The organism is Rothia sp. HMSC065C12 (assembly GCF_001812085.1).
Taxonomy (GTDB): Bacteria; Actinomycetota; Actinomycetes; order Actinomycetales; family Micrococcaceae; genus Rothia; species Rothia mucilaginosa.
On sequence record NZ_KV807676.1, the window covers coordinates 83,501 to 101,405 of the forward strand.

Below are 17,905 nucleotides of genomic sequence, written 5' to 3' on the forward strand. Positions count from 1 at the left end.
GCCCGGGGCGGCACCCTGATGTCGCTTCCGGAAGGCATAGCCGCCTCCACCCGCGAATTGGCAAGAGCAACCAGGACGGTTAGGCAGCCGCCTCGCAGAAGGTCACCGTCACCGAACCGTTACCGCGCTCGCGCATCCACTGCGGCGCGTTCTCAGCCGAAACAATCGCACCCTCGCTCACGGACGGTGCAATGTACGAGCCGCCCGCGCCACCTGCGCCGCCCTGCATCGTGTAGCCGATGCCCTGACGCACGCCGGTCGGGCTATTCAGCCACTTCTGGGTCAGCACAATCGAGGAGACGGACTGTGCCGCGCCGGAACCGCCACCACCGTAGCCCGCGCCGCCACCGCCGGACACCACGGACTGGTAGCCGTTGAAGTTCTGCGCGTACGCGCCCTCGTCATGGTAGATGTCCAGGTCCCAGCTGCGGTCCTCGTAGGTGCCCTTCTCGTGCACGCTGGCGGGGTTCTCATCCAGCTGGTAGGAGTATGCGCCCGCGCCGTCGCCGCCGTTGCCCGCGAAGCCGCTCGTGCCCGCGTTACCGGCAACAAACTGGCTGAATAGCACCTGGTTGTTGGTGGTCTCGAAACCGATGACGGGGCCGCTGACCGGCAGGGTACCCGCCGCACCACCGGCACCGCCCGCACCCGCCGCGCCGCCGAAACCGGAGTTGTAGATCAGGACCTTGGAGCGTTCAGCGTTGTAGACTTCGTAGCCGGGGGTGCCGTTGGAGCCTGCCGCCGCGGAGGCACTACCCGCCGCGTCGAACTGCGGGGATGCATCCGAACCGAGGGGCGCCACACCGGCGTCGATCTGGCCGTTGAGGTTGGAGTACCAGGGGTCTGCGTAGGACACGCCGGAGGTGGTCATGCCCGCGCCGCCACCGCCGCCTGCTACAGCTACGACGACGCCGTCGATGAGCAGCGCGGAGGAGCCGCCGCCGGATGCCGCGTACGCCTGGGTCTTGGAGTTTGCCGGGTTGGGGTATTTAGCGTCAACCTGCGCGGTGATGGTGGCGGGGATGGTGTAGGCGGGTACGGAGCCGCCGTTGCCGTATCCTTCACCACCGGCGGTGGGGGTGAGGGAGCCGTCACCAATGCCACCTGCCGCGGCGATAATCTGCACGATGGAGCCGGGGGTTACGGGGATGATGCCGGTGACCTTCGCGCCGGAGCCCGCCTGGGTCATGCGGTTGTTGGTGCCGCCCGCGCCGCCGACCAGTTCAAAGCGGAGCTTGTAGACGTTGTTGGGCACGGCGAAGCTCTGCACGGTCTTGGTACCTTCGTCGGTACCGGAGATGCTGTACGCCGGGCTAGCTGCCAGGATGCAGTCGTTCGTAGCGGCGACGGATGCTGCGTAAGAGGGAATGGTTGCGGAGGCGGCGACGACCGGTGCCGCCCAGGCTGCACCGGCGACGAGCTTGCGGCGGGTCAGGGATGTAGACATGGTATGCCCTTTATTCAGGTGGGGTGATGTGTTTGTGGCGCGGATGCGGGAGCCTGCAGGCCTGCGCCCGGACGCCGAGGAAAAGCATACCTTGAACCTCAGCTTTAACATAAATCCCTAGCTCGAGCACAGTATGGGAGCTCTTGGGCATCTCGCGCCGCTCCCCTCCTGCGCTCCTGCAGGGGAACCCGCCACGCCCGGACGCTCCGCTTCTCCTTGCTTCGCTGCGGAGAGCGCCCGGGCGGGCACCCTGATGTCACTTTCGGAAGGTGCGGCGCGGGCACAATTTCAGCTCACCTGTCCGGCGGAGCCAGCAAAAGATTGAGAAGGTGACAGCCCCCTCCCCCTCCAGTTCGTTATACCGGTATCGCGCACCCAAGCCCTGCCCTTACTGAACCGGGGTCGAGTGTTTTACCTACGAGGCGGAGGGATGGTGTCCTCCGTCGTGACATCGGGGACGCGGAGCGGGGGCGAGCGTATTTTCCGGAAGCGCCCTCAGGGTGCCCGAAGCGAAGCGAGGGCGGGTCCCCTGCGACGGCGCGGAGGAAATATACGGAGCACCGCCTCCAGAATAAACACAAGTCAGCTGAGGAGCACCGCCCCTCTAACCAAAACCAAAAAAGTTAAACACAAAAGCCCTTAGCTCGAAAGCTAAGGGCTTTATCTGTGCGCGATACTGGGATCGAACCAGTGACCTCTTCCGTGTCAGGGAAGCGCGCTACCGCTGCGCCAATCGCGCTCACAAAACAGTTGTTTTGTTGCGAGGTGAGGACGGGATTCGAACCCGCGTACACGGCTTTGCAGGCCGCTGCCTAACCACTCGACCACCTCACCGCATACGCTCCACGAGGGAACGCGTTCGAACTCTTGGAGTCCTTACGAGCGGTTGACGAGACTTGAACTCGCGACATCCACCTTGGCAAGGTGGTGCTCTACCAACTGAGCTACAACCGCATATCAGCGTATTCAATTTGAATCATTCCGTTGGAGTTTTTCGCTCCGTCGTGCTGACAGGTAAATACTATACGGGGTTTTTGAGTGTTTGCCAAATCCTTTGTAGATCATCTTGTGTTCCGCGTGTTTCCGGGGCAGAACGGGGTATTTGGGCTCGTTTTTGAGGTGTGCGAGCAAAATTTATTTTCATGGTGCCGGTCACATTTTTGGGGTTTTGGGGTGGTTACTGTTCCCGTGAACGTGGCGGCGGGCGCACGATGTCCGCTGAGTGTCCGCAAAATTTTTCACAAGGACACGAAAAAGGAGGGGCGAGGATCCAGGCTCCCTGCCCCTCCCCTATGAAATTCGCATCAGAAATCCGCACCGGCAAAAACGCCAGGCTCATATTTTTCTGGAATCTCTAGAGCCCTTCGAAGAAGAGGCGTTCGTAGACCTTGCGGGCGTTGCGAGTTTGGCGCAGGTAGTCCTCTTCGAGGGCGCGGGCACTGCCGGCCGGGTATCCGCACCAGCGGGCGATTGCTTCCAGGTCGGCGCGTCCCGAGGGTAGGGTGTCGGATTGGCGCACGCCGCGCAGTACGTTGCCGCCGCGAATCTTCGTGGCGAGTAGCCAGGCGCCGCTGAGGACTTCAGCGTCCGCGGCGGCGACCAGCCCCGCCTCAACCGCGGCGTTTAGCGCCTTCAGGGTGGAGGTGGTTCGTAGCCCCGGCACGGCGTGCGCGTGGCGCAGCTGCACGAGCTGGACCAGCCATTCCACGTCAGAGAGGCCGCCGCGGCCGAGCTTGAGCTGGCGGGTGCGGTCGGCGCCGTGCGGCATGCGTTCGTTTTCAACGCGCGCTTTCATGCGGCGAATCTGCTGCACCTGTTCGGGCGTGAAAGTTGCCGGGTAGCGGTACGGGTCGATGAGCTCCACGAAAGCCTCGCCGAGCGCCTCGTCGCCCGCGATGGGGCGGGCGCGGGTGAGCGCCTGGAACTCCCAGGTTTCCGCCCAGCGTTCGTAGTAGGAGCGGTAGGAGTCCAGCGAGCGCACGATAGCGCCCTGCTTGCCTTCGGGGCGCAGGTCGGCGTCCACTTCGAGGGGCCGTTCGGCGCGAATGGCGGGCTTGACGGGCTGTTTGAGGAGCGCCAGGGTGCGGTTGACGATGCGTGCCGCCTGTTCCTGTGCGGCGTCTTCGTCGGCCCCGTCGAGGGGTTCGTGAACGAACATGACGTCCGCGTCGGAGCCGAAGCCGTTCTCGGCGCCGCCGAGGCGGCCCATGCCGATGACGGCGATGCGGGTGAGCAGCTTCTCCCCCGCTGTCGCCTCAGCTTCGGCGGGTTCGGCGCCTTCCGGTGCCGTTTGGAGTTCACGCAGGGCAATTTGCAGCGCCGCACCGATTGTGCACTCGTCGATGGCGGCAAGACCGGCGCAGGTGTCCTCAATGTCGACGATGCCCAGGGTCCAGCCCATGGCGGTGCGCAGGGTTTCGCGGCGGCGCAGGTAGCGCACGGCGCGCATCGCCTCGGCGGCGTCCGCGTGGCGTGCCAGCAGGGAGGAAATTTCGGAGGCGAGCGCTTCTTCCCCCAGTGGTTTGAGGTCGGCGACCTTGTCCAGCCAGGCGATGGAGGCGGAGGCGTCCTCAAGCAGGTCGGTCATGGGGCGCGAGCTGGAGAGTAGCTGACTGAGGCGTTCGGCGGCTGCGGGTGAGTCGCGGAGCATGCGCAGGTACCAGCTGGTGCTGCCGAGCGATTCGGAGACGATGCGGAATCCGAGCAGGCCGGCGTCCGCGTCCACGCCGCGGGCGAACCAGCCCAGTAGCACGGGCATGAGGTGTCGCTGAATGTCTGCACTGCGGGAAAGTCCCGTGGTGAGTGCCTTGATGTGGCGCATGGCGCCACGCGGGTCGCGGTAGCCGAGGGCGGCAAGACGGTCCTGTGCCGCCTGTTCGCTGAGCACCACTTCGTCGCGGCTGAGCGTGGAGACGGCGGCGAGCAGCGGGCGGAAGAAGATTCGTTCGTGCAGTGAACGGACGTTCCGTTTAATTTTCTGCCATGCCTTGAGCATCTGCTCGGCGGAGAGCGTGCCGTTGCGTTCCGGGGAAAGGATCGAGCGGGCGAGGGCGCGCTGTTCGGCGTCCTTCTCGGGCATCAGGTGGGTGCGGCGCAGCTGCTGCAGCTGGATGCGGTGCTCGAGCACGCGCAGCTTCTTGTAGTCGCGGCTGAATGCTTCGGCGTCGGTGCGGCTAATGTAGCTGACGGCGGTCAGCGCCGCGAGGGAATCCACGGTGGATTTGGTGCGCACAGCGGGGTCGGTTCGACCGTGCACGAGCTGCAGCAGCTGCACGGTGAACTCGATATCGCGCAGGCCGCCCGGGCCCAGCTTAATCTGGCGGTCCACCTGGTGCGAAGGGATATTGTCGGTCACCCGGGCGCGCATCGCCTGCACGGATTCCACGAAGGATTCACGGGCGGCGGACTCCCACACGAAGGGGTCAATGGCGCGGGCGTAGCGGGCACCCAGCTGCGCCGAACCGGCGATGGGGCGCGCCTTGAGCAGCGCCTGGAACTCCCAGTTTTCCGCCCAGCGCTTGTAGTACTGAACGTAGGATTCGACGGTGCGAACGAGCGGGCCGTCCTTGCCTTCGGGGCGTAGGTTCGCGTCGACTTCCCAGAGGGCGGGTTCGGGTGCGGGGCCCATGATGGCGCGGGTGAGGGCGTGCACGAGCTCCGTGCCGATGGTGGAACATTCGTTCTCGGTGAGCTTGAGCGGGGTGCTCTCCCCTTCTGCCCCGGCATGAGGCGCGGCGCCAGCGGTGGCGGGTTCCACGGGCGCAACCACGTACACCACGTCAACGTCAGAGATGTAGTTCAGCTCGCGGGCACCGCACTTACCCATACCGATAATCGCCAAGTCCAGGGCGTCTACGGCTTCGCCTCGGCGAGGAGCCGCCAGGCCGGGGCCCAGCCCCTCCGCCACTTCGGTGCGGGCAATGGCGAGTGCACCCTCCAGCGCGGCGGCAGCCAAATCGGCGAGGTGACGACCGATGGTGGGCATCATTTCGACCGGGTCTTCACAGCACACGTCGAGCAGGGCGATGCGCGCCAGGGCGGCGCGGTAGGCGACGCGCAGGGTCACGTAGCCGTCCTTGCCGGTCTGTTCGGCGGCAGCGCGCGGACGCTCCGCGTGGGGGTCGGCACCGAGGGCGGTGAGGATATCGCGGCGGTAGGGGGTATCCAGCGGTGCGATGGGGGTCAGGAATTCCCCGTCGGTTTCCGGCAGGATTGACGCCGGGTGCTGGGAGCGAATCAGCGCGCTCTCAGCCGGGTACACCTGCGTGTCGAAGAGCGGATCGATGAGCTCGGGGCGGCGGTAGAGAAAATCGCCAATCGCCTGGGATGCGCCGAGCAGTCGGTACATGCCGAATTCTTTGTCGCCGCGGTTGGCGCGTTCGGCGACCGCCGGGTGCTTCTCGATGAGACGCACGAGGGCGGGCAGGGCAATATCCGGTGAGGGTGCGAGGCGCAGCCCGGCAAAGAGCGCATCCTGCGAGACGTGCTTCAGTTCGGGTGCGTTGAGCCAGCGTTCTGCCTTGGACGGGTCGTGGAAGCCGGTGGCAATCATGCGGGTGTGCAGGCGCAGCTGTGCTTTGCGTTCGGCTTCGGCGCGCTGTTCGTCGTCGAGCGCATCGGGGGCGATGTCGGTCAGCGGCTTGGGTTCTTTGGCGGGGTCAACAATGCGGATGAGCCCGGTGACCGGGTAGTGAGAGCTGTCAGTCATAGCGTGAGAACTGTGGGTAGAGAGTATAAATTTCGGCGGGATAAAAAGCGATGCTGATACACCTGTGGGCGGTACCCGCCGGCGTGTTACCGGTAGCGGGTACCGCCCTGAGGCTGTCAGCGCTCACTCATCCTGTGAGGAGGTGAGAGGATCCAGCCGTTAGAGGATTCCGAGGTTGTGCTTGAGCTCGTAGGGGGTCACCTGAGCCTGGTACTGGTCCCAGTCGGCGCGCTTATTGCGCAGGAACTGCTCGAAGACCTGCTCGCCCAGAACCTCCGCCATGAACTCGGATTCTTCGGTGATATTGATGGCTTCACGCAGGGACGCGGGCAGCGGGTTGTAGCCCATGGCGCGGCGTTCGGCGTTGGTCATGGCGGCGAGGTCTTCGGTCACGGCGGGCATGAGCGGGTACTCGTTTTCGATGCCCTTCAGGCCTGCTGCAAGAATCACCGCGTAGGCGAGGTACGGGTTCGACGCCGAGTCCAGGCCACGGTACTCGATGCGGGCGGACTGCATCTTGTTCGGCTTGTACAGGGGCACACGCACGAGGGCGGAGCGGTTGTTGTGGCCCCAGGAGACGTAGGAGGGCGCCTCGCCGCCGCCCCAGAGTCGCTTGTAGGAGTTGATGAACTGGTTGGTGACCGCGGTGAATTCGGGGGCGTGCTTGAGCACACCGGCGATGAAGTGGCGCGCGGTCTTGGACAGCTGGTATTCGGCGCCGGCTTCGAAGAATGCGTTGGTGTCGCCTTCGAAGAGGGAGAAGTGGGTGTGCATGCCGCTGCCGGCGTACTTGGTGAAGGGCTTGGGCATGAAGGTTGCGTACATGCCCAGCGAGTAGGCGACTTCCTTGATGACGGTGCGGAAGGTCATGACGTTGTCGGCGGTCTGCAGGGCGTCGGCGTGGCGCAGGTCGATTTCATTCTGGCCGGGGCCGGTTTCGTGGTGGCTGAATTCGACGGAGATGCCAACTTCTTCGAGCATGGTCACTGCCTTGCGGCGGAAGTCCTGCACGATGCCGCCGGGGGTGTGGTCGAAGTAGGATTCGTAGTCCACGGGCACGGGGAATCCGTCGGCGCCGAGCTTGGAGGATTCGAGCAGATAGAACTCAATTTCAGGCGAGGTGTAGCAGGTGAAGCCCATCTCCGCAGCTTTGTTGAGTACGCGCTTGAGCACGCCGCGGGTGTCGGATGCGCTGATTTCACCGTCGGGGGTGAGTACGTCACAGAACATGCGGGAGGTGATGTCTTCTTCACCGCGCCAGGGCAGAATCTGGAAGGTGGAGGGGTCCGGCTGCAGCAGCATGTCGGATTCGTAGATGCGGGAGAAACCCTCAATCGAGGAACCATCGAAGCCCAGGCCCTCGTCGAAGGCGCTTTCTACCTCGGCGGGCGCGAGCGCGACGGATTTGAGGGTGCCGACCACGTCGGTGAACCAGAGGCGGATGAAGCGGATGTCGCGCTCTTCGATGGTGCGCAGTACGAATTCCTGTTGACGGTCCATGAGTTGCCCTCTCGGTGCGGGCGCGCATCCGCGTGGTACCCGTCTGTGGGTGGCGGAGGCGCGCTAAATTTGCTGCCGAGGTGTGGAAGACCCTGCTGCGGAAAGCCCTGCATGTCCCATGGGATTCCAGAGGATTCCAGGGGGTTCCGCAGTGTTGCGTGCCAGCGGTGCTGGCGCCTCCTTGCCCCGGCGTGTGTCCTGTTGTTATCTAGCCTATCGGGTTCTGCTCTGTGGCGGGCGGGTGGGAGGTTTCGTTTGTGTAAATTCTCTTTTTCTGCGCCGCGGTAGCTCAGATTCTGGGCGATGCGAGGAGGGGCGCTCCCCCGCTTTTTCTGCGGTGTGGGTTTTACTCAGATGCCAAGCAGGTTCAGATACCTAGCATATGACGGTTCTCGGGGCGGGGAGCGGGGTCGCCTTGCGATAATGGGAGTATGCTACATTCCATTCTTCCCTCGACTGTGCAGTTTCCGTCGGAGCAGTTTCCATTGGCGCAGCTTCCGCTGGCGACCAGCATCGTTGCCGCTGATCCTACCGGTTTAGAGTGGCTACTACTTATTGCCGCCCCCATTGTTTTCTTGGTGTTGTACCTGGTCTGCCTTTTTGCGGTTGCGGTCTTTGGCCCGACAGTCATGAAGAACAGCAAGTCTGGTGGCACGACCTACCTGCTGGATCGCCCCTCCCGCGTGGCGTTTAGGACTCGCACCGTGGCACTCTTTGCGGTGGTGGGTGCGTTTGTAGAGCTTCTTTGGCTCGGTTATACGGGGCGCGTGGGGTCGATGGCGGTCATTCCGATCCTGCTCTTCACGTGGTCGTGGAAGTACACTTTCTTCTTCCTGCCGCTTCAGCTACTTCGTGCCTGGTATGTTCACGCAAGCCGCGGCAAGTATGATGCGCTGTCGGCTGAGGGTGCTCAGCGCCGTGAGAAGCTGAACCGTAAGAGCGCTTACGAGGTGTCGAAGATGATGCAGCGTAACCCGCAGCAGTTCGCGATGAGCAAGGAGCTGCATACGCTGGCGCGCGGTCAGAAGATTGCGGGCATGCGTCCGTTCCAGCACCTTGATGAGGCGGGCAAGAAGCGCCGCGCGAACTATACGGTGGAGCTGGCTGTGGCGCTCATGCAGGCGCGTGCCATGAACCCCGGTAAGCTTCCGTCGGAGGCGTTCGGTGAGGGCATCCTGGGTATGGGTGTTGGCATTGCGTCTGATCGGGCGGTGGAGCAGACCTGGTTGACTCTGTGCACGGAGCGTGTCAACGCGCCGGATGCGCCGAACTACCCGGATTCGCTGGGGCCGGTGGCGGCTCGTTTTTCGCTGTTTACCACGATGTCGCTGTTGCATCCGGTGATGGGTCGCCCCTATTCGCCGTTTACTGCGCCGGATGCGCGCCGTTTTGTTCCGCGTGATTTCTCGGCGGATACGGTGCTGTTGAAGACTGAGGAGTTGGGCAAGAAGGCTCTGATGCAGAGCGCGATTTTCCGTCAGCTTCATGAGCGTCTTCTGCCGTTGCATCAGCAGCAGCCTCAGCTGGTGGATGGTCGCGCCCTGGCGTATTGCGGTGCCCTGCTGGTAAGCGTGGCGAAGGCGGAGGCGGAGAGCCAGCGGTTGACGAGCCAGATTCTGGCGGAGGCTGCTTCTGAGCGTGGCATCCTGTCCTTTGGCGTGTTCTCGCAGATTTCTGAGGATTATCAGTGTGTTCAGCGTCTGCTGAATCTGATGGTGAAGGCGACCGCCGACGTTGAGCGTTTCATCAACGCGGTGGAGGCGCTGGTGCAGATGCATTCTGGTCCGGCGCAGCCTTCCGGTATTGCGTACGAGAAGGTGCAGATGGAGTACATCGCTGCTCTTCTGGACGTTATTGTCTTCTCTTCGCACGCCCCGCTTGCCGGTTCTATTCAGGCGTCTTACGCCCTGCTAAAGGCAGACTATGAGGCGTTTACTTTCAACACCACCGATGAGTTGAGCCGTAGCTACTGGCTGCAGTACGCGAAGAACGCGGTGAACGCCTGCGACACGGGTCTGTCTCAGGGCTATGAGGGTTTCTTCGATAACGATGCGGCGCTCCCGGCGTGGGAGTCCTACGCGGAGGACGTCGTGAAGGAAGTCTGCACCTATTCGATCATGCAGCTGTACTGGGATGCTCTGGTGCAGCAGGCGCTCATTCAGCGCGATTTGCCGCGTGAGTTTAGTGATGCTTCTTCCGCTATTCCGGAGCTGATGAATAAGAACGCCGCCGCGTCGTTCCCGACCTACTACATTAACCTCATCTGGAACTAGGCATAGTTGTTCCCTCGTGGTGAGCGGTACGCCAGGTTGGAGCCGTGCAGGGTTAGAATAGTCAGCATGACTACTGAGCGTTCTTCCGAGATCTCTTCGCCCTACGCGGCACAGCCTGCCGCTACCTCCGCGGTTGCTCCCGCGACTGCTTCTGCGTCGAAGCCTTTTGACCTGGACGCCGTCAAGAAGGTTCGTACCGTTCACCTGGCTCAGGCTAAGGCGACCGGTCAGAAGTTCTCCATGCTGACCTGTTATGACGCTCTGACGGCGCAGATTTTTGATCGCGCCGGCATCGACATGCTGCTGGTGGGCGATTCAGCGGCGAATGTGGTGCTCGGCTACGAGTCCACCCTAACCATTACCCTGGATGAGATGATTCCGCTAGTTGCGGCGGTTTCTCGCGGTGCATCCCGCGCCATGGTGGTTGCCGATCTGCCGTTTGGTTCCTATGAACAGTCCCCGCAGCAGGCGGTGGCGAGCGCTGTTCGCCTGATGAAGGAGGGCGGCGCGCACGCGGTCAAGATTGAGGCTGATGCGTCGATGGCTGAGTGGGTTCGTGCCCTGGTGCGTACCGGTATTCCGGTGGTGGCGCATGTTGGTTTCACCCCGCAGTCGGAGCATGCCCTGGGCGGTTTCCGTGTGCAGGGCCGCGGTGATGCGTCTGAGCGTGTTCGTGAGGATGCGGTGGCGCTGGCTGAGGCTGGCGCGTTCTGCGTGCTGATGGAGATGGTGACTACCCAGACTGCGCAGCTGGTGGATGAGGCTGTGGGCGCTGTACCGACTATTGGTATTGGTGCCTCGAATGTGACGACCGGTCAGGTGCTGGTGTGGCAGGACATGATGGGTGTTCGCGCCGGTCGCGTGCCGCGTTTTGTGAAGCAGTTTGCGCAGGTCGGTCAGGTCATGGAGGACGCTGCGCGTGCTTATCGTGAGCAGGTTCGTTCGGGTGAGTTCCCGGCGGCTGAGCACACTTTTGAGTAGGCTTTAGGCTGAGAAGAAAAGCGTGAGAAGAAAAGCTTGATGAAGAAAGACCCCCGTATCCGGTGCTCCGGGTGCGGGGATCTTTCGTCTCAGACTGTATGTCTATTGGGCGGCGTGCGCCTTGAGCAAGGCTGAGGGCGTTGGGCAAGGCTGAGGGCGTTGGGCAAGGCTGAGGGTGCTCGTTCTTTAGAGCCAGCCGCCGTCCTTTTCCCAGGCGTCGTTGCGTTCGCGGGCGCGGTCCATGGCGTGTGCCGCCTCCTCGTAGGTTTTGAAGGGGCCCCACAGGGAGGTGACGGCGCTCTGCTGGCCGCGTTCAACCTCGCCGGTTTTGAGGTTGTACCAGTACTCTTCGGGGTGCGGGCTGGTGGATTCAGTCGCGGAGTTCAGGGTCTTTTCGACCGCCGATTCGATGGCTTCGCTCAGGTGGTTTTTCTTCTCACTCATGGTTTCTCCTTCGACGGTGAGGGGTTGGTGTTTCTAGCTTCTCACGCGCGTAGGTTCGTGGCAATGAGGCGGGTGGAGCTTCTCACGGCGTTTCCCCTCCACGGTCTTCCGCCCCGGTCTTCCGCCTCTGCCTTCCACTCCGGCTTTTCACCCGCGTAGTTTTGCCGCTAGCGTGCATGAAATTTTATTCACAATCTGGGAAAAAGGTACGGCTTGTGTATCCGCCGCTTTTTTAGCGCCTGAGCAAGGGACACAACCCGCCCACGCCCGGTAAGATGAAACTATGTCTTCAACCAAAACGAATACTTCGCACAATCTTCCTGCAGAGCCCGGTCGAGCACCCGTGGGTTGTCTGACCCCCGGACGCATCACCCCCATGCGCCCGGTCCCCTCGCACATTGTTCGCCCCGAGTACGTGGGTAAGCCCACCGCCAACGAGGGTAACGACTCGAACATGTACACCCCCGAGGAAGTTGAGCGGGTTCGCGCAGCCGGCAAGATTGCGGCAGGCGCCATTGTTGAAGCATCCAAGATTTGCGTGCCCGGCACCACCACCGACGAGATTGACGTGCTGGTCCACGAATACATTTGCGACCACGGCGCGTACCCCTCCACCGTGGATTACCGCGGCTACCCCAAGTCCGTGTGCACCTCCCTGAACGAGGTCATCTGCCACGGCATCCCGGACTCCACCGTGCTGGAGGACGGCGACATCCTCAACCTGGACGTCACCGCATACCTGGACGGCATGCACGGCGATACAAACAAGACCCTACTCGTCGGCAACGTGGACGAAGAGTCCCGCCTGCTGGTTGAGCGCACCGAAGAGTCCCTGAACCGTGCGATTAAGGCTGTGAAGCCGGGCCGCCAGATCAACGTGATTGGTCGCGTCATTGAGAAGTATGCGGCACGTTTCGGTTACGGCGTGGTTCGCGACTACACCGGTCACGGTGTGGGTCGTGAGTTCCACTCGGGCCTCATCATCCCCCACTACGATGCGGCACCCGCCTACGACACTGAGATCCGTGAGGGCATGATTTTCACCATCGAGCCCATGCTGACCCTCGGCACCATCGAATGGGACCTGTGGGACGACGACTGGACTGTGGTCACCCGCGACCGCAAGCGCACCGCGCAGTTCGAGCACACCCTCGTGGTGACCGCTGACGGCGCGGACATCCTGACCCTGCCCTAAGCGCAGCCCTCTGGGTTTCCTACTTGTGCAGGTATTGTGCAGGTACGAGCCCAGCACCTCACTTTTATATCAATTCACCCACTGACAAGCCCGCCCACTCCCCTAGGTTACACGGCAGTAGGCGGGGCGAAAGAGAGAGAAAACCATGAGCGAATACGCAGAACCCGGCGTCATCAACGAGCTGCCCGCCCCCACCCCCAAGGACCTGCAGATTGGTGTGGACATTGGAGGTACCGGCATTAAGGGCGGTATCGTCGACCTGCGCACCGGTAACCTCGTGTCCGACCGTTTCCGCATTGACACCCCCAAGCCTGCAACCCCCGAGGCTGTGGCTGAGGTTGTACGCCGCGTAGTGGATGAGCTGCAGGGCCGCGACCTGGCACCGGACCCCGAGTCCGCTGTCGGCATCGACTTCCCCGCAGTGGTGAAGAACGGCATGGTCTTCTCCGCAGCGAACGTGGACGACTCCTGGATCAACACCGACCTGGAACAGGTCATGAGCGAGGCTCTGGGCGGCCGCACCGTCTACGGCCTCAACGACGCTGACGCAGCCGGTCTGGCTGAGGCAACCTACGGCCAGGGCCGTAACCGTGACGGCCTGATCGCTGTCATCACCCTGGGCACCGGCATTGGCTCCGCCCTCATCAACGACGGCGTGCTGATCCCGAACACCGAGCTGGGCCACCTGGAGATCGACGGCCACAACGCCGAGTCTCAGGCTTCTGCCCGTGCCCGCGAGGTGCACGAGCTGTCCTGGAAGAAGTACGGCAAGCGCCTGTACCGCTACTTCGAGCACGTTCAGATGCTCTTCTCCCCCGACCTGTTCATCATCGGCGGCGGCATCTCCAAGAACCCGGAGAAGTTCATGCCCTACTTTGAGGACCAGATTCGTACCCCCATGGTCATGGCTGCCCTGCGTAACAACGCGGGTATTGTGGGTGCGGCACTGTGGGCTGGCGGCATGCTGCAGGAACGCAAGCGCCGCGGCGAAGCGTAAAGTGTAGCTACAGCTAAAGGGGCTGTTCCTGAGATAGATATCTCGGGAACAGCCCCTTTTTATATGCCGCCGCTCATGTAGCGGCGGCTGAGCTCATTAGCTACTGGGCTGGCCAGTTACTGGGCTAGCTAGTTACTGGGCGATGCGGTCCTCACGCAGACGCGCAATCGCCTCCTCAAAGTCTTCAAGGTTCTCAAACGCCTGGTACACGCTCGCAAAACGCAGGTAGGCGACCGCGTCCAGCTTCGACAGCGGCTCCAGGATGGTCAGACCCACCTCGTGCGCGTTAATCTCCGCCAGACCGCGAGCACGAATCAGCTCCTCAACCTCCTGGGCGAGCTTCGCCAAATCGTCCTCACCCACGGGGCGGCCCTGGCATGCCTTACGCACGCCGGCGGCAATCTTCGAACGGTCGAAGGGCTCGGTCACGCCGGAACGCTTAATCACCGAAATGGTGGTGGTTTCAACGGTCGTGAAGCGGCGAGCGCAGGAGGTGCACTGGCGGCGGCGGCGAATTGCGGCGCCGTCATCGGTGGTGCGGGAATCCACCACGCGCGAGTCGGTGTGCTTGCAATAGGGGCAGTACATTCGTTTCTCCTTGGCTGGGCGCTAGCGCCCGCGTATACAGCGCTCAAGAATATTTATACCTATTCTACCGTGATATAGAGCGGATACACCGTATGTTGTGAGTGAATATACGCTCAGGGTGGACTCTGCTATGCAGAATCCACCCTGTCATTCCCCTCATAGGGGCGTGTTATTAGCGTGCGTTGTTAGCGTCGAATGCAGCTCGGACCGAAAATCGTCTTGATTTCACCGAAGAGGCTCGGGTTCGGTTCCACGCGCACGCTCGCATCCAGAAGCACCAGCTGCTCCTTATCGCGGGTACGCACGAGCATGCGCACATCCGCGGTGCCCTTGTGGTCGCGCAGGGTCTCCTTCAGATCCTTCAGGTTCGCCTCGGTCACCAGGTACTCGGGTACCACGATAGTGATGGGTGCGGCGCGGCCGTCATCGCTGATTTCCAGGATCTGCAGTTCCTGCGCGCTCATGTTCACACTACCGTCGTCGCGGCGCTGCACGCGGCCACGAATCGAGCAGATGAGGTCGTCCGCCAGAGCGGCGCCCATCGTCTCGTAGGCGCGGGAGAAGAACATGACCGTAATGGTTGCGCCCGAGGGGTCTTCCAGCTCCACGGAGGCGTACTGGTTACCGCTGGACTTGGCGATACGGCGCGAAACGCCGGTGAGCATGCCCGCAATGGTGACGGTTTCGCCGTCGCGCACGTGCGAGTCTTCACCAATGATGTCGTGTACCGAATGGCTTGCGGCATCCGAGAGCGCACGCTCCAGTCCGCGCAGCGGGTGGTCCGAAACGTACAGGCCCAGCATGTCACGCTCAAAGTTCAGCTTCTCACGGCGGTCCCACTCGGGCACGTCGGGGATGGTCACGGTCAGCTCATCACCCAGGGCGTCATCCATTCCGAGGGAGCCGAAGAGGTCGAACTGACCCGCCGCTTCCTTACGTTTGACCGCCACGGCCGCGTCCACTGCCGCCTCGTGAATGAGGGACAGCGAACGGCGGGTGTGGCCCAGGTCGTCGAAAGCGCCCGCCTTAATGAGCGACTCGATGGTGCGCTTATTGCACACCTGCAGCGGCACCTTCTTCAGGAAGTCGTTGAAGGACTCGTAGCGGCCCTTCTCCTCGCGGGCGGCAATCATGCCTTCGACCACGTTCGCGCCCACGTTACGGATCGCGCCCATACCGAAGCGGATATCGTCACCGACAGGGGCGAAGGTCAGGGTGGACTCGTTCACATCCGGCGCGAGCACGGTAATGCCCATGGCGCGACATTCATTCAGGTACAGCGCGAGCTTGTCCTTGTTATCGCCCACGCTGGTCAGCAGTGCAGCCATGTACTCCTGCGGGTAATGCGCCTTCAGGTACGCCGTCCAGTACGACACCAGACCGTACGCAGCCGTGTGCGCCTTGTTGAACGCGTAGTCAGAGAACGGCAGCAGAATATCCCAGAGCGCCTTAATAGCGCCCTCAGAGTAGCCGTTAGAAATCATGCCGTCGTGGAAGGTAGCGTACTGCTTATCCAGCTCCGCCTTCTTCTTCTTACCCATCGCACGGCGCAGCAAGTCTGCCTCACCCAGAGTGTAGTTCGCGACCTTCTGAGCAATCGCCATAACCTGCTCCTGATACACAATCAGGCCGTAGGTGGTGTCCAGAATATCCTTCAGCGGCTCTTCCAGCTCGGGGTGAATCGGCTCAATCTCCTGCTTACCGTTCTTACGCAGAGCGTAGTTGGTGTGCGAGTTCGCGCCCATCGGGCCCGGACGGTACAGCGCCAACACTGCCGAAATGTGTTCGAATTCCTCAGGCTCCATGAGCTTGAGCAGCGAGCGCATCGGGCCGCCATCGAGCTGGAACACGCCGAGGGTGTCACCGCGCGCCAGCAGACGGTACGATTCCGGATCGTCCAGCGAGAGGGATTCAAGGTCCAGGTCGATGCCTCGGTTAGCCTTAATGTTCTCCACCGCATCAGAGATGATGGTGAGGTTACGCAGACCCAAGAAGTCCATCTTGATCAGGCCCAGGCCCTCACAGGTGGGGTAATCGAACTGGGTGATGACCTGGCCGTCGGCCTCGCGGCGCATCACGGGGATCACGTCCACGAGGTCCTTGCTGGACATAATCACGCCTGCAGCGTGCACGCCCCACTGACGCTTCAGACCCTCCAGGCCCTTCGCGGTTTCGAACACCTGGCCGTAGATCTTATCGACCGGGTCCTCGATGAGGGCGCGCAAATCTGCCGCCTCGGCGTAACGCTTATCCTCTTCGTTGTACACGTTCGCCAGGGCGATGTTCTTACCCATGACGTCCGGCGGCATCGCCTTGGTGAGGCGCTCGCCGACCGAGTACGGCTGATCCATCACGCGGGAGGCATCCTTGAGCGCCTGCTTCGCCTTAATGGTGCCGAAGGTGACGATCTGCGCGACCTTCTCTTCACCGTACTTTTCGGTCACGTAGTCGATGACTTCGCCGCGGCGACGATCGTCAAAGTCCACATCGAAGTCGGGCATGGAGACGCGGTCGGGGTTGAGGAATCGCTCGAAGATCAGGTCGTGGTCGAGCGGGTTCAGGTCGGTAATACGCATCGCGTACGCGACCATGGAGCCTGCACCGGAGCCACGGCCGGGGCCCACGCGAATACCGTTGCGCTTAGCCCAGTTGATAAAGTCGGCGACCACGAGGAAGTAGCCGGGGAAGCCCATGGAGGTAATAACCCCCACCTCGTACTCTGCCTGCTTGCGCACATTGTCGGGAACGCCCTGTGGGAAGCGGTAGTGTAGGCCCTTCTCGACCTCCTTCACGAACCAGGATTCCTCGTTTTCGCCCTCGGGCACGGGGAAGTTCGGCATGTAGTTCGCCTTGGTGTTGAACTCCACGTTGCAGCGTTCAGCGATTTCGAGGGTGTTCTCGCACGCGCCGGGAATGTCGCCGAACAGGGCGTACATTTCTTCAGCCGAGCGCAGGTAGAAGTTATCCGCGTCGAACTTGAAGCGCTTGGGGTCGGTGAGGGTCGAGCCGGACTGCACGCACAGCAGCGCCGCGTGGGCGGTGTGGTCTTCCTGGCGGGTGTAGTGCAGGTCGTTGGTGGCGACGAAGGGCAGGTTCAGCTTCTTGGCGAGGCGGTGCAGGTCCTCCTGGACGTTGCGTTCAATGTCCAGGCCGTGGTCCATGACCTCGCAGTAGAAGTTATCCTTACCGAAAATATCGCGGAATTCGCTCGCCGCCTGGACCGCCTCGTCAAACTGACCCAGGCGCAGGCGCGTCTGAACCTCACCGGAGGGGCAGCCGGTGGTCGCAATCAGGCCCTTCGAGTAGGTCTGCAGCACCTCGCGATCCATGCGCGGCTTGTACAGCTGACCTTCCAGCGACGCAATCGAGGAGGCACGGAACAGGTTGTGCATGCCCTCAGTGGTTTCAGCCCACATGGTCATGTGGGTGTAGGCGCCACCACCGGAGACGTCGTCGCGGGAGCCGTCGCCCCAGCGCACACGCGAACGGTCGGTGCGGTGCGTGCCGGGGGTCAGGTACGCCTCCACACCAATGATGGGCTTGATGTCGTGCGCTTTAGCCTGGCGCCAGAAGTCGAAGGCACCAAAGAGGAAGCCGTGGTCACTGGTCGCCATGGACTTCATGCCGAGTTCTTTAGCGTGGGTGAACAGGTCACCCAGGCGCGCGGCACCGTCGAGCATGGAGTACTCGGTGTGCACATGCAGGTGCGTAAATTCTTTGGTTGCCACGGGAATCTCCTGGAGGTGTGGGCTGGAGGATGGGCGGTGAATGT

The 17,905-nt window shown here is 62.3% G+C and carries 10 protein-coding genes and 3 tRNA genes; 4 read left to right on the forward strand and 9 right to left on the reverse strand.

The window, feature by feature from the left end:
- Positions 1–79 precede the first annotated feature (79 nt).
- The 6 genes from HMPREF2836_RS03935 to glnA form a co-directional block, all read right to left on the reverse strand.
- Entirely contained in the window at positions 80–1,447 is a 1,368-nt protein-coding gene (locus tag HMPREF2836_RS03935) for a hypothetical protein (RefSeq protein WP_070629509.1), read from the reverse strand.
- A gap of 667 nt (positions 1,448–2,114) precedes the next feature.
- Positions 2,115–2,186: transfer RNA gene (locus tag HMPREF2836_RS03940), tRNA-Val, on the reverse strand.
- 24 nt (positions 2,187–2,210) lie between these two features.
- A tRNA-Cys gene (locus HMPREF2836_RS03945) sits at positions 2,211–2,281 on the reverse strand.
- A 47-nt stretch (positions 2,282–2,328) separates the two neighbouring features.
- Positions 2,329–2,401: transfer RNA gene (locus tag HMPREF2836_RS03950), tRNA-Gly, on the reverse strand.
- A 400-nt stretch (positions 2,402–2,801) separates the two neighbouring features.
- A complete protein-coding gene (locus HMPREF2836_RS03955) occupies positions 2,802–6,155 on the reverse strand; it encodes a bifunctional [glutamine synthetase] adenylyltransferase/[glutamine synthetase]-adenylyl-L-tyrosine phosphorylase (protein WP_210394331.1) in 3,354 nt (1,117 codons plus the stop codon).
- A 159-nt stretch (positions 6,156–6,314) separates the two neighbouring features.
- Complete coding sequence (gene glnA, locus HMPREF2836_RS03960) at positions 6,315–7,655, reverse strand: type I glutamate--ammonia ligase (RefSeq protein WP_049340701.1); 1,341 nt, start codon at positions 7,653–7,655, stop codon at positions 6,315–6,317.
- A gap of 431 nt (positions 7,656–8,086) precedes the next feature.
- On the opposite strand from glnA, the gene HMPREF2836_RS03965 reads away from it, so the two are divergent.
- On the forward strand, positions 8,087–9,928 hold the full coding sequence (locus HMPREF2836_RS03965) for a geranylgeranyl pyrophosphate synthase (protein WP_070629510.1): 1,842 nt from the start codon (positions 8,087–8,089) through the stop codon (positions 9,926–9,928).
- A gap of 66 nt (positions 9,929–9,994) precedes the next feature.
- A complete protein-coding gene (gene panB / locus HMPREF2836_RS03970) occupies positions 9,995–10,909 on the forward strand; it encodes a 3-methyl-2-oxobutanoate hydroxymethyltransferase (RefSeq protein ID WP_070629511.1) in 915 nt (304 codons plus the stop codon).
- Between the two features lie 186 nt (positions 10,910–11,095).
- Here the strand turns inward: panB and HMPREF2836_RS03975 are convergent, their stop codons facing one another.
- On the reverse strand, positions 11,096–11,353 hold the full coding sequence (locus HMPREF2836_RS03975; protein WP_080975560.1) for a hypothetical protein: 258 nt from the start codon (positions 11,351–11,353) through the stop codon (positions 11,096–11,098).
- 283 nt (positions 11,354–11,636) lie between these two features.
- Here HMPREF2836_RS03975 and map point away from each other — a divergent pair, with 283 nt between their 5' ends.
- Together map and ppgK are read left to right on the forward strand one after the other, a co-directional pair.
- Positions 11,637–12,548 (forward strand): type I methionyl aminopeptidase, encoded by a 912-nt coding sequence (map, locus tag HMPREF2836_RS03980; protein WP_005506520.1) that lies wholly within the window; start codon positions 11,637–11,639, stop codon positions 12,546–12,548.
- 145 nt (positions 12,549–12,693) lie between these two features.
- Entirely contained in the window at positions 12,694–13,545 is an 852-nt protein-coding gene (gene ppgK / locus HMPREF2836_RS03985; RefSeq protein ID WP_049340710.1) for a polyphosphate--glucose phosphotransferase, read from the forward strand.
- 132 nt (positions 13,546–13,677) lie between these two features.
- Here ppgK and nrdR read toward each other — a convergent pair whose 3' ends face one another.
- Both nrdR and dnaE read right to left on the reverse strand, forming a co-directional pair.
- Positions 13,678–14,133: a transcriptional regulator NrdR gene (nrdR, locus tag HMPREF2836_RS03990; RefSeq protein WP_005506525.1), complete on the reverse strand. Its 456-nt coding sequence runs from the start codon at positions 14,131–14,133 to the stop codon at positions 13,678–13,680.
- Between the two features lie 185 nt (positions 14,134–14,318).
- Positions 14,319–17,861: a DNA polymerase III subunit alpha gene (gene dnaE / locus HMPREF2836_RS03995; RefSeq protein WP_070629512.1), complete on the reverse strand. Its 3,543-nt coding sequence runs from the start codon at positions 17,859–17,861 to the stop codon at positions 14,319–14,321.
- Positions 17,862–17,905: the final 44 nt, after the last annotated feature.

What these genes read in the sequence shown, in the direction of transcription:
- map (WP_005506520.1), top strand. Translation starts at nt 11,637, where the DNA reads ATGTCTTCAACCAAAACGAATACTTCGCACAATCTTCCTGCAGAGCCC.
- HMPREF2836_RS03965 (WP_070629510.1), top strand. Translation starts at nt 8,087, where the DNA reads ATGCTACATTCCATTCTTCCCTCGACTGTGCAGTTTCCGTCGGAGCAG.
- nrdR (WP_005506525.1), bottom strand. Translation starts at nt 14,133, where the DNA reads ATGTACTGCCCCTATTGCAAGCACACCGACTCGCGCGTGGTGGATTCC.
- HMPREF2836_RS03955 (WP_210394331.1), bottom strand. Translation starts at nt 6,155, where the DNA reads ATGACTGACAGCTCTCACTACCCGGTCACCGGGCTCATCCGCATTGTT.
- glnA (WP_049340701.1), bottom strand. Translation starts at nt 7,655, where the DNA reads ATGGACCGTCAACAGGAATTCGTACTGCGCACCATCGAAGAGCGCGAC.
- panB (WP_070629511.1), top strand. Translation starts at nt 9,995, where the DNA reads ATGACTACTGAGCGTTCTTCCGAGATCTCTTCGCCCTACGCGGCACAG.
- HMPREF2836_RS03935 (WP_070629509.1), bottom strand. Translation starts at nt 1,447, where the DNA reads ATGTCTACATCCCTGACCCGCCGCAAGCTCGTCGCCGGTGCAGCCTGG.
- ppgK (WP_049340710.1), top strand. Translation starts at nt 12,694, where the DNA reads ATGAGCGAATACGCAGAACCCGGCGTCATCAACGAGCTGCCCGCCCCC.
- HMPREF2836_RS03975 (WP_080975560.1), bottom strand. Translation starts at nt 11,353, where the DNA reads ATGAGTGAGAAGAAAAACCACCTGAGCGAAGCCATCGAATCGGCGGTC.